A 10,961-nucleotide genomic window follows, 5' to 3' on the forward strand; every position below is an offset into this window, starting at 1 on the left:
TTCTCTAATCAGGAAGTGTGGGACCGCTGTGAAAAGTGCTGGGCAAAGTGGCGGCGCTCGCAGTCGGCCATCCAGCGATTCAGCTGCCACAGGTCGGCGACCGGAACGTCAGTAAAGGGAAGGTGGTGGAGGTAGCCGTCGACCCCGAACTCCGGTGTCAGGGTGGTGGCCTCGTGGCCGGCGCTGCGCTGCGCTTCCCAGATCGCCGCCCAATGTCGCTGGTGAAACGCCAGCGCGTCGGCGTGTTCCGGTGCGGCCGGGTGGGGTACCTGCGGCCCCTGGTCGTAGCCGACCCGAGCCTGGATGTGGTGCACGCGCTCGATGAACGGCGTGAGGTCGTCGCACGGGTCTTCGAGCAGGCGCTCGCAGGTCACCACCCAGTGGCTGATATCGCTGGTGAAGCGCAGGTCCGGCAGCTGTGCGATCAGGTCGAGCGTGACCCAGGGGCTGTAGAGCGAACGTGCCCGATGCGTCTCGAAGACACAGGTCAGCCCGCTGGCGTCAATGACCTCCATCGCACGGCCGAAGAAGTCGACCTGCTGTGCCAGCGGCCAGCGGTCGTTACCCGCCAGCACGTTGACGAAGCGCGGCGCCAGTGCCTGCATCTGCTGAAGCTGAAGGGCGAGATCGTCGAGATGCTGCTGTGGGGTATGGGCCTGATGAGGCAGGACCGGCGCCGAGGTAAAGAGGATGCCGATATAGGGCAGGCTATGCGACTGGAGAAAGCGTGCGAACGCCTGTCGCTCGTTCGCGTCCTGCGGCATGCGTGCCTCCAGGCCATCGAAGCCGGCGGCTCGGGCTTCGCGGGCGGCTTGTTCCCAGGTGCCCTGAAAGCCCCATAGCGATCGGAAAGTTTCCAGCTTGAAAGAATCGGTCAAGGGTCGCTCCGTGATTGTCGTTGTGAGCGTGTGACTAGGACTAAAGCAGAAAACGTGCCAACCCGGTCCCAAGCGGTGTTCAGCATCGGTCGCCAATCTTGCTGACCTACGGGGCGCCGGTTTCCGGTGTCTTAGATGGCGTTCCGGACCTTTAGCCGTTTTTGGCCGGGCGAGGTCAGCGCTTGCCGGTCAATGCATTCTTGAATCAATATGGGCGACAAATGATTCATTAAGGCATCGATGATGCAAAAACGTATTGGTGGCGAGGCGCCGCTCGATCGGCTCGTGCTGGAGACGTTGATACAGACCGCACAGGATCATCTCTTTATCGTCGATGAATCGGGGGCGATCCTGGCGGTCAGCCCGAGCAGTGCGGCGGTCTACGGCATGAGTCGAGAGGCGCTCTGCAACACCACGGTGCAGGCGCTGGAAGCCGATGGCGTGCTGTCTCCGTCGGTGTCGATGGAGGTCATGCGGACCGGGCGTTCGGCACAGCTGCTGCAGCGCACGGCGACCGGCCGGCAGGTCATTGCGGAGGCGCATCCGATTTACTGGCAGGGCCGGCTCAAGCGGATCATCAGCCGTTCGATGGACATGACCGATGTGCGCCTTCTACAGGACGAATATGCGCTGCTGCAACGGCGCTTCAATGCCCATCTCTCGCGTGGTGTCGGCACCGGCGAGGCGGATATGGAAGTGCCCGGACTCGAGATTCGCAGTCAGGTGATGCGTGAAGTGGCACAGCTGCTCGAGCGCGTCGCGGCCACCGACGCCACCGTACTCATGCTCGGCGAATCGGGGGTCGGCAAGACCGCCTTTGCCCGACAGTTGCACCGCTGGAGCCGGCGCGGCGAGGGGGCCTTCGTCGATGTCAACTGCGCGGCGATTCCGGAGTCGCTGTTCGAGTCGGAGATGTTCGGCTATCAGCCGGGCGCCTTCAGCGGTGCCGCACGCCAGGGCAAGGCGGGGCTGCTCGAACAGGCGCATGGCGGTACGCTGTTTCTTGACGAGATCGGCGAACTGCCACTGGCGATGCAGTCGAAGCTGTTGAAGGTGATTCAGGATGGCTCGCTGACGCGGTTGGGCGATACGCGCTCGCGTCAGGTCGATTTCCGGCTGGTCGTCGCAACCAATCAGGATCTGGCCCGAAGAGTAGAGGAGGGGGCGTTTCGTCTCGATCTCTACTATCGGCTTAACGTCATTCCGGTGACGCTGCCGCCGCTGCGCGAGCGTCGCGAAGACATTCTTGGACTTGCCGAGCGACAGCTCGAGACGCTCAACCGTCGCTACGGTGGCGAGAAAGTCATGCACCCTCACATCTGGTCGGAGCTGATGAGCAACGACTGGCCTGGCAATGTGCGTGAGCTGGAAAACTGGCTGGAGCGCGCTTGGCTTTCTGCCGACGGTGAGGTGATTGGGGCGCCGGTGATGGCGGCGCCGGACACCGGAAAGTCAGCGATACCCACCGTGATGGCTTCGAGCGTCGCAGCAAACACCAATGGCACGAAGCTGGAAGCGAAGGATCCCGAACCGCTGGCACCGGGTCAGACGTTGAAATCCGCCATGGCGGCTCATGAGCGAGACATACTCTCGACAATGGCGGACTCGTACCGCTCGACCTACGCGCTGGCGGAGCGCCTCGGCATCAGCCAGCCGAGCGTGGTTCGTAAGCTCAAACGTCATGGCATCACACTCAACCCACGATGACTCCCCATAGGCTCGAGGCCTGGTCGGGCGGCGCTCAGCTCGCGGCGTCGGCGTTGTTGTCGGCGTTGGAATTCTCGGCGTAACGCGCAACGAGCTTGCGATTGCCGTAGCCCCAACGCTCGGCTTCGGAGGGCGCATCCGGTGCGGCATCGTCGTGCAGCCACTCGCGCCAGCTGGCAACCAGCAGGGCCATCAGCACCGGGCCGACGAATAGCCCGACTAGCCCCATCGTCTTGACCCCGCCGACCAGGCCGAAGAAGGTCGGCAGGAAGGGCAGTTTGATCGGCCCGCCGACGAGTCGCGGGCGTAGCGTCTTGTCGACGATGAACAGCTCCACTGCGCCCCAGAGAAACAGTCCTATGCCGTTGGGCACGTGACCGGTGGCGATCAGGTAGAGCGAGACCAGCGTGAACGTCAGCGGTGCACCGCCCGGGACCAAGGCCATGAATGCGGTGATGACCCCCAGCACCACCGGTGACTGCACGCCGGCGATCCAGTAAGCGGTGCCCAGCACCAGCCCCTCGCCCAGCGCGATCAGGCCCATGCCCATGACGGTCGAGCTGATCGTGGCCGGCACGACGCGAGAGAAGCGCTGCCAGCGGGCCGGCAACACGCGCTCGCCGACGATGTCTAGCTGGCGTGCCATGCCGGCGCCATCCTTGTAGAGGAAGAACAGCGTGATCAGCATGAATAGCAGCGTCAGGGCAACGTGGAGTGCGTTGCTGCCGAGCGCGAGCACCCAGCGCGAGATATTGCCGATGTGCTCGCCGCCAACGAGCTGGATGTAGTATTCCAGCGCGTGAGGCTCGGCAAGGTAGGTCTGCCACTGCTTGTCTAGCCACTCGCCCGCGCCCGGCAGTCCAGCGATCCAGTCGGGCGTCGGCATGCCTTGTTGATTGATTGTGAGTAGCCAGCCGACCCAGCCCTTGAGTTCCTGGAAGGCGTAGGTGAAGGCCATCACCATCGGGATCACCAGGCAGAGCACGATCAGCCCCAGGGCGAGACTGGCGGCAAGGGTCCTGCGCTGATCGCAGGCGCTGAGCAGGCGCTGGTAGAGCGGCCAGCTCGCGACGCAGATGATCAGCGCGGCGAGCACCGGGATCAGGAAGTCGATGAAGAAGTAGACGCCGGCGATCATTACCAGAACCAGCAGCCAGCGGGCGACGCTGGTGTTCGCGAAAATCGGAGCCATGAACGTCCTCTGAATGCCTTGAATCCACTGCCTGAAGGGCGGCACCTTGTCTTGCATGCCGTCATGGCGTGCTCGACAGGTGCAGCGGACCATCATACCCCACGTGGTTGCCGGCAGGCACAGCGCACGTTCGGTCGTCGCACACGTGGCATTCTGGGCGACGGACGTGATCTGGCTACCAGCCGGACGAGGGGAGGGGCGAGAGTGGCCGCCATGGATTGCTGGACACAACAAAACGCCTGGAGCGTTTTTTGACGCCGCAGGCGGCCCGGAGGGTGGCAGAAATGGATGGCAGGCCACCCAAAAGGGCCTCTCGATGTCGAGAGGCCCTCATTGACAGCATGCCGGTTGTCGGCGGGGAAGAAGACGTCGTTACGGCAGCTCTTCCTCGACATTCTCCTTCTTGGCCGGGATCAGGTCCTGGCGCTCGAGCTTGAACACGATCAGCAGCGCCGCGGCCACGTAGACGGAGGAGAAGGTGCCCGCCACGATGCCGAGGATCAGCGAGATCGAGAAGTTGTGGATCATGTCGCCGCCGAGGAAGAACAGCGCGAACAGCACCAGCAGCGTCGTGCCGGAGGTGGCCAGGGTGCGCGACAGCGTCTGGTTGATTGCGCTGTTGAAGATCTCGGCCATGTTGTCACTACGCGAGAGACGGATGTTCTCGCGAATTCGGTCGTAGACGATGATGGTGTCGTTGAGGGAGTAACCGATCACCGCCATGATGCCGGCCAGAACGGTCAGGTCGAACTCCCACTGGAACAGCGCGAACAGTCCCAGCACGATCAGCACGTCGTGGCCCAGCGAGATGATCGCGCAGAGGGCAAACTTGTACTGAAAGCGGAAAGCGACGTAGATCGCCACGCCCGCCAGCGCGACCAGCATGCCGAGACCGCTCTGGTCGCGTAGCTGATCGCCGACCTGCGCGCCGACGAACTCGGCGCGGACCAGATCGATGGAGGCGCCGTTGCCGCTCAGCGCGGAGACGACCTGATTGCCGACATCGTTCGAGAAGGTCTGCTGCAGACGGATCAGGATCTCGTCGGCGGCACCGAAGGTCTGTACCTGGAAGTTCTCGAAGCCACTGCTGGCCAGTAGCGTGCGGATGTCATCCAGCGATGGCGCGGTCGCGTAGTGCAGCTCGACGACCGTGCCGCCGGTGAAGTCGAGACCCAGGTTGAGATGGAGCAGGGCCAGCGCCGCTACCGAAACGATCGTCAGCACGATCGAAACGATGAAGGCGATGCGGCGCTTGCCCATGAAGTCGAATTGGCGCATTGCTCGCGTCTCCTAGATCCAGAGTTTCTTCACCGGCTTGCCGCCGATGGAGAGGTTGACGAGGGCACGCGACACCATGATGCCGGTGAACATCGAGGTCAAAATGCCGAGCGAGAGCGTCACGGCGAAGCCCTTGACCGGCCCGGTGCCGATCGAGAACAGCACTACCGCCACCAGCAACGTCGTCAGGTTGGCATCGACGATCGACGTGAAGGCGCGGCCGTAGCCGGCATGGACCGCTTGCTGGGCGGGCGTGTGTCGCCGGAGCTCTTCGCGTATGCGCTCGTAGATCAATACGTTGGCGTCTACCGCCATGCCGAGCGTCAGCACGATACCGGCGATGCCGGGCAGGGTCAGTGTCGCCCCGAGCAGCGACATTGCAGCCACCAGCAGTACCAGGTTGACGGCCAGCGCCACGTTGGCGATTACGCCGAACGCCTTGTAGCGGATCAGCATGAATGCGACGACCAGCAGGCCACCGACGATCACCGAGAAGATCCCGCGCTGGATATTCTGCGCCCCGAGGCTTGGGCCGATGGTGCGCTCCTGGACGAAGTAGATCGGCGCGGCGAGCGAGCCCGAGCGCAGAAGGAGGGCCAGTTCGCTCGCTTCGGTCGGCGAGTCGAGGCCGGTGATCCGGAAGCGGTTGCTCAGCGCACTCTGGATCGTCGCGAGACTGATCACGCTGCGCGTGGTTTCGGGAATGCGCTTCTCGACCTGCTTGCCATCCTGCATCACGGTCTCGACGTGCGAATTGTGCTCGATGTAGAGCACGGCCATGTTGCGACCGATGTTGGCGCGGGTGGCCTGGTTCATCAGCGAGCCGCCGGTGCCGTCGAGGTTGATGTTGACCTGCGGCTGACCGTTCTGGTCGAAGCCCTGGCTGGCGCTGGAGACACGGTCACCGGTGATGATCACATCGCGCGAGAGGGTGGCGCTGCGCGTCGAGTCGTTGCGGAACGGGAATGTCTCGGTCTCGGAATCCGGTGCGTCCGGACGAGCCTCGAGCCGGAACTCCAGGTTGGCGGTGGCGCCGACGATGCGCTTCGCTTCGGCGGTGTCCTGCACGCCGGGCAGCTCGACGACGATGCGGTTCGGTCCCTGGCGCTGAACCAGCGGCTCGGAAACGCCGAGTTCGTTGACACGGTTGCGGATCGTGGTCAGGTTCTGCTTGATCGCATAGTCCTGGATATCCTTGATCGACTGCTCGGTCAGGGTCATGTCGAGAAAGGCGCGGCGACCTTCGTCATGATCGGCGAGCTGGAACTCGCTGTAGGTCTGACTGATCTGGTCGCGGGCGGCGGCACGATCTTCGGCGTTGGCGAATTCGACGTGCAGCGTATTGTCGTCGATCTGGGTGCCGCGGTAGCGAATGCGCTGATCGCGCAGATCGGCGCGAATGGCGCTGGCGGTGGCGTCCAGGCGCTGCTGCACGGCAGCGTCCATATCGACTTCGAGCAGGAAGTGCACGCCGCCACGCAGGTCGAGACCGAGTTTCATCGGTGCGGCCGAAAGGCTGGTCAGCCAGGCGGGCGTCGAGTCCGCGAGGTTGAGCGCCACGGTGTAGTTATCGCCGAGCATGTCATCAATGACGTCTCGCGCGGGAAGCTGCTGCTCGGCGTCGTCGAGCCGAATCAGGGCGGTAGTGTTGCCGGTCATCCGAGCCGATTTGACGGCGATGTCATCGCTGCTCAACGCCTGCTGAATGCGGTCGAGCTGCTGGCTGTCTAGAGAACCGTTGGTGGAGCTGATCTGGACGGCGGGATCCTGCGGATACAGATTGGGTAACGCGTAAACGATGCCGACGACACAAACGACGAGTATCAGCAGATACTTCCACAGGGGGTAACGATTGAGCATGGAAGCCCTGTCCTTTCTATGACTGTCGGGTTCCGACGGTCGCGGAAAAAGAGAGCGGCTGCCGATGGAGAATCGGCAGCCAGGAGAGTTAGATCGACTTCAGGGTGCCCTTCGGCAGCACGGAAGCGACCGCGCCTTTCTGGACGTTGACCACGGTGCCTTCGGCAATTTCCATGCTGATGAAGTCGTCGGTGACTTCCGTGATGCGACCCATCAGACCGCCACCGATCACGATCTCGTCACCCTTGCTCAGGTTGGAGACCAGCTGCTTGTGCTGCTTGGCACGCTTGGACTGCGGGCGCCACAGCAGGAAGTAGAAGATCAGCACGAAGCCGACCAGCATGACGATCTGGGCGATGCCGCCGCCGGCAGGGGCACCCGCATCCTGGGCGTAGGCCGCGGGAATGAGGAAGTCCAGCATGGATGTTTCTCCGAGAGTTGTGATGTGAACTGGTTGCGCGATGAGACTGGCTGGACCGGCTCGTCGGACGTTTCACGTCGGCCGGTTCGAATCGTATCAATCGACCCCGGGCGGCACGGGAAGCCCGCGTCGCCGATAGAATTCTGCCACGAAGTCGGCCAATGTACCCGCTTCGATAGCCCCGCGCAAACCCGCCATCAGGCGCTGGTAATAGCGCAGATTGTGGATGGTATTGAGCATCGAGCCGAGCATTTCTCCGCAGCGGTCGAGGTGGTGTAGATAGCCCCGCGAGAAGTGCTGGCAGGTATAGCAGTCGCACTCCTCCTCGAGCGGTCGGGTGTCATGTCGATGCACGGCGTTACGGATTTTGACGGTACCATCGGCGGTGAACAGGTGGCCGTTGCGCGCATTGCGAGTCGGCATCACGCAATCGAACATGTCGATGCCGCGACGTACCCCTTCGACCAGATCTTCCGGTTTGCCTACACCCATCAGGTAGCGCGGTTTGTCATCGGGCATCCACTCGGGCAGATAGTTCAGCACGCCGATCATCTCGTCCTTCGGCTCGCCGACCGAGAGCCCGCCGATGGCCAGGCCGTCGAAGCCGATCTCCATCAGCCCTTCCAGCGAGCGCTTGCGCAGCTCCGGGTACATGCCGCCTTGAACGATCCCGAACAGCGCCGAGGGCGAGTCGCCGTGAGCCGCCTTGGAGCGTGCCGCCCAGCGCAGGGAAAGCTCCATCGATTTTTCCGCCTCGGCCGGCGTGGCGGGGTAGGGCGTGCATTCATCGAAGATCATCACCACGTCGGAGCCCAGGGACCGCTGCACGGCCATCGACTCCTCCGGCCCCATGAAGACCTTTGACCCATCGACCGGCGAGCGGAAGTGCACGCCCTGCTCGGTAATCTTGCGCATCTCGCCCAGCGAAAAGACCTGAAAGCCACCCGAGTCGGTCAGGATCGGTTTATGCCACTGCGAAAAGTCGTGGAGATCGCCGTGTGTCTCGATCACCTCGGTGCCGGGGCGCAGCCATAGATGAAAGGTGTTGCCGAGAATGATCTCGGCGCCGATCGCCTCGACGTCCTTGGGCGTCATCCCCTTGACCGTGCCATAGGTACCGACCGGCATGAAGGCGGGTGTTTCCACCGTTCCTCGCGGAAAGGTAAGCCTGCCGCGGCGGGCGCGGCCATCCTGCGCCAGCCGTTCGAAATTCATGAAGCATTCGTCACGCATGGTTGTCTCTTTCGGCGCGGCCGAGGCCGCGCATCAATGGTCTCTATCTATCAGCGCGCCCGAAGTCGCGCGGGATGTTCTCATTACAGCGCGCCCGAAGCCGCGCGTGAGGATTCCGTTTACAGCGTGCCAAAGGCGCGGGCCTCATGTACGCGACCGACAACGACGCGAGGCTGACAACGATCAGTCGGGCCGGCGGGTCAGGAACATGGCGTCGCCATAACTGAAAAATCGATACTCCCTGTCGACGGCCTCGCGGTAAGCGCGCATGACCGCTTCATATCCGGCGAAGGAGGAGACCAGCATCAGCAGGGTCGATTCCGGCAGGTGGAAGTTGGTCACCAGCGCGTCGACGCAGCGCCAGCGGTAGCCCGGATAGATGAAGATATCCGTATCACCGCGCAAGGGCGACAGCGTGCCGTCTTCGGCGCTGGCGCTCTCGAGACAGCGCACGCTGGTGGTGCCGATCGCTACGATTCGTTTGCCGTTGGCATGGGCCCGGTTCACCTGTGCGCAGACCTGCTCGTCGACTTCCAGCCACTCGCTGTGCATGTGGTGCTCGCGGATGTCGTCGACGCGAACGGGCTGAAAGGTACCGGCACCGACATGCAGCGTCACGAACGCGGTCTCGATGCCCTTGTCGCGCAGCGCCTGCATCATCGGCTCATCGAAATGCAGTCCGGCGGTAGGCGCGGCGACTGCGCCTTCGCGGCGGGCGTAGACTGTCTGATAACGCTCGCGGTCGGCCAGCTCATCCTCGCGCGTGATGTAAGGCGGCAGCGGCATGTGCCCATGCTGTTCCAGCAGTGGGATCAGCGGTGTCTCGCCAAGAAAGCGGAGTTCGAAGAGGGTGTCGCGCCGACCTTCCACCACTGCGTGAATGTCGCCCTCGAAGACCAGTTCGGTGCCCGGTTTGGGGGGCTTGCTCGAGCGCAGATGCGCCAGGCCGCGGTGAGCATCCAGCGGTCGCTCCAGCAGCATCTCCACCTTACCGCCACTCGCCTTCTGGCCGAACAGTCGCGCCGGGATCACGCGCGTATCGTTGAACACCACCACGTCACCCGGCTCGAGCTCGGTGAGCAGATCGGGAAAGCGCTGGTGCGACAGAGTTCCAGCGGCGCCATCGACGCACAGCAGGCGGCAGTCGGTGCGCTGTTCGGACGGATAGCGAGCAATCAGCTCATCGGGCAGATCGAAGTGAAAGTCGGCGCGCTGCATGGCGTAGGTCAGAGTCCGGCTTGGCAAAGGGGAGTGTTCACGAGGGCGCCATCATAAAGCACCGGGCGGGTGAAGTCAGCGTGACGATTGACGCCACCCGGCGGGTCCGTATAATGCGTCTCCGCTGCCGGCGTGGCGGAATTGGTAGACGCAGCGGATTCAAAATCCGCCGCTGGAAACAGTGTGTCGGTTCGAGTCCGACCGCCGGCACCATCCGCATTGATGGCTAAGTGTCATCCCTCTCGTTATTGCCTCATCTCCCTTCGATTTTACCAGTGACTGGCGTCTGCTTTTGCCTGCGGACCTTGCACCCTAACTACGTATCGTCGCCGCCGTTGGCCGCCTGATTTCCTCTTGGTCGGCCCGAGCGCTATTGCGCTCGATACTTGTCACCGAGGGGGTGTTATCCGCACATGTTCAGCCTTGCCGATTGATGCCGGCTATCGAGCGCATAGGTCGCGGCCGGCGATTCGCTGACCTTGATTTTGAGACGCTGTGTACCAAGCTAATGAATTGTGACACGAGGGCGTCGGCGCTTGTCGTCAGGCGCGTTTTCACTGGGCAGTGACAAAGGACATGACACATGAGCGGTGCAAAGACTCGTAACATCAAGGATGCCAAGAGCAGCAAGGCAACCGCGCTCTATCCGACCCGCAACGATATTCCCGAGGATCAGCGCGCCAAGCTGGTCGCGCTGATGAACGCGCGCCTGTCGGAGCTGATCGATCTTTCGCTGGCGATCAAGCAGGCGCACTGGAACCTGAAGGGTCTTCAGTTCATTGGCGTCCATGAAATGCTTGATGGCTTCCGTGATGGTATCGATGCGCACGTTGACGAAGTGGCAGAGCGACTGGTCCAGCTCGGCGGTACCGCCCACGGCACCGCACAAGATGTCGCGGGCAACACGAGCCTCAAGGCGTATCCGACCGATATCCATAAGGTCGAAGATCACATCAAGGCGTTGGCGGATCATTACGCCGGGGTTGGAGCGACGGTCCGTCAGGGGATCGACGACACCAGCGATCTCGGCGACGAAGATACGTCCGACCTGTTGACCGGTGTATCACGCACGCTGGACAGCAATCTCTGGTTCCTTGAAGCGCATCTTCAGGAAGGCTGATCCAGTCCTTGGAGCCCGCTGATCGGGCTCTCAGAGCCGTTGGAGACATGGCGG

The 10,961-nt window shown here is 62.8% G+C and carries 9 protein-coding genes and 1 tRNA gene; 3 read left to right on the top strand and 7 right to left on the bottom strand.

Annotated elements, in window-relative coordinates:
- Positions 1-8 precede the first annotated feature (8 nt).
- Positions 9-878, bottom strand: a complete 870-nt coding sequence (locus IE125_RS11180; protein WP_189444730.1) for a sugar phosphate isomerase/epimerase family protein — start codon at positions 876-878, stop codon at positions 9-11.
- Between the two features lie 243 nt (positions 879-1,121).
- On the opposite strand from IE125_RS11180, the gene IE125_RS11185 reads away from it, so the two are divergent.
- Positions 1,122-2,585, top strand: coding sequence for a sigma-54 interaction domain-containing protein (locus IE125_RS11185; protein ID WP_189444731.1), 1,464 nt, complete (start codon positions 1,122-1,124; stop codon positions 2,583-2,585).
- A gap of 34 nt (positions 2,586-2,619) precedes the next feature.
- Here the strand turns inward: IE125_RS11185 and IE125_RS11190 are convergent, their stop codons facing one another.
- From IE125_RS11190 to queA, 6 genes are all read right to left on the bottom strand, one after another.
- Positions 2,620-3,777 carry an AI-2E family transporter gene (locus tag IE125_RS11190; protein WP_189444732.1) on the bottom strand — a complete coding sequence of 386 codons (1,158 nt, stop codon included), beginning with the start codon at positions 3,775-3,777 and terminating at the stop codon, positions 2,620-2,622.
- Positions 3,778-4,149: 372 nt separating this feature from the next.
- Positions 4,150-5,055, bottom strand: coding sequence for a protein translocase subunit SecF (gene secF / locus IE125_RS11195; RefSeq protein ID WP_189444733.1), 906 nt, complete (start codon positions 5,053-5,055; stop codon positions 4,150-4,152).
- 12 nt (positions 5,056-5,067) lie between these two features.
- Entirely contained in the window at positions 5,068-6,915 is a 1,848-nt protein-coding gene (secD, locus tag IE125_RS11200) for a protein translocase subunit SecD (RefSeq protein WP_189444734.1), read from the bottom strand.
- Between the two features lie 88 nt (positions 6,916-7,003).
- Positions 7,004-7,336 carry a preprotein translocase subunit YajC gene (yajC, locus tag IE125_RS11205; protein WP_189444735.1) on the bottom strand — a complete coding sequence of 111 codons (333 nt, stop codon included), beginning with the start codon at positions 7,334-7,336 and terminating at the stop codon, positions 7,004-7,006.
- Positions 7,337-7,432: 96 nt separating this feature from the next.
- A complete protein-coding gene (gene tgt / locus IE125_RS11210) occupies positions 7,433-8,551 on the bottom strand; it encodes a tRNA guanosine(34) transglycosylase Tgt (RefSeq protein WP_189444812.1) in 1,119 nt (372 codons plus the stop codon).
- 201 nt (positions 8,552-8,752) lie between these two features.
- Positions 8,753-9,787 (bottom strand): tRNA preQ1(34) S-adenosylmethionine ribosyltransferase-isomerase QueA, encoded by a 1,035-nt coding sequence (queA, locus tag IE125_RS11215; RefSeq protein ID WP_189444813.1) that lies wholly within the window; start codon positions 9,785-9,787, stop codon positions 8,753-8,755.
- A gap of 126 nt (positions 9,788-9,913) precedes the next feature.
- On the opposite strand from queA, the gene IE125_RS11220 reads away from it, so the two are divergent.
- Together IE125_RS11220 and dps are read left to right on the top strand one after the other, a co-directional pair.
- A tRNA-Leu gene (locus IE125_RS11220) sits at positions 9,914-10,000 on the top strand.
- A 370-nt stretch (positions 10,001-10,370) separates the two neighbouring features.
- Positions 10,371-10,907: a DNA starvation/stationary phase protection protein Dps gene (gene dps, locus IE125_RS11225; RefSeq protein ID WP_189444736.1), complete on the top strand. Its 537-nt coding sequence runs from the start codon at positions 10,371-10,373 to the stop codon at positions 10,905-10,907.
- Positions 10,908-10,961 lie beyond the last annotated feature (54 nt).

It is taken from the genome of Salinicola rhizosphaerae (assembly GCF_014652715.1).
Taxonomy (GTDB): Bacteria; Pseudomonadota; Gammaproteobacteria; order Pseudomonadales; family Halomonadaceae; genus Salinicola; species Salinicola rhizosphaerae.

Coding starts and splice junctions, on each gene's coding strand:
- tgt (WP_189444812.1), bottom strand. CDS start 8,551: ATGAATTTCGAACGGCTGGCGCAGGATGGCCGCGCCCGCCGCGGCAGG.
- dps (WP_189444736.1), top strand. CDS start 10,371: ATGAGCGGTGCAAAGACTCGTAACATCAAGGATGCCAAGAGCAGCAAG.
- secF (WP_189444733.1), bottom strand. CDS start 5,055: ATGCGCCAATTCGACTTCATGGGCAAGCGCCGCATCGCCTTCATCGTT.
- queA (WP_189444813.1), bottom strand. CDS start 9,787: ATGCAGCGCGCCGACTTTCACTTCGATCTGCCCGATGAGCTGATTGCT.
- IE125_RS11185 (WP_189444731.1), top strand. CDS start 1,122: ATGCAAAAACGTATTGGTGGCGAGGCGCCGCTCGATCGGCTCGTGCTG.
- secD (WP_189444734.1), bottom strand. CDS start 6,915: ATGCTCAATCGTTACCCCCTGTGGAAGTATCTGCTGATACTCGTCGTT.
- IE125_RS11190 (WP_189444732.1), bottom strand. CDS start 3,777: ATGGCTCCGATTTTCGCGAACACCAGCGTCGCCCGCTGGCTGCTGGTT.
- yajC (WP_189444735.1), bottom strand. CDS start 7,336: ATGCTGGACTTCCTCATTCCCGCGGCCTACGCCCAGGATGCGGGTGCC.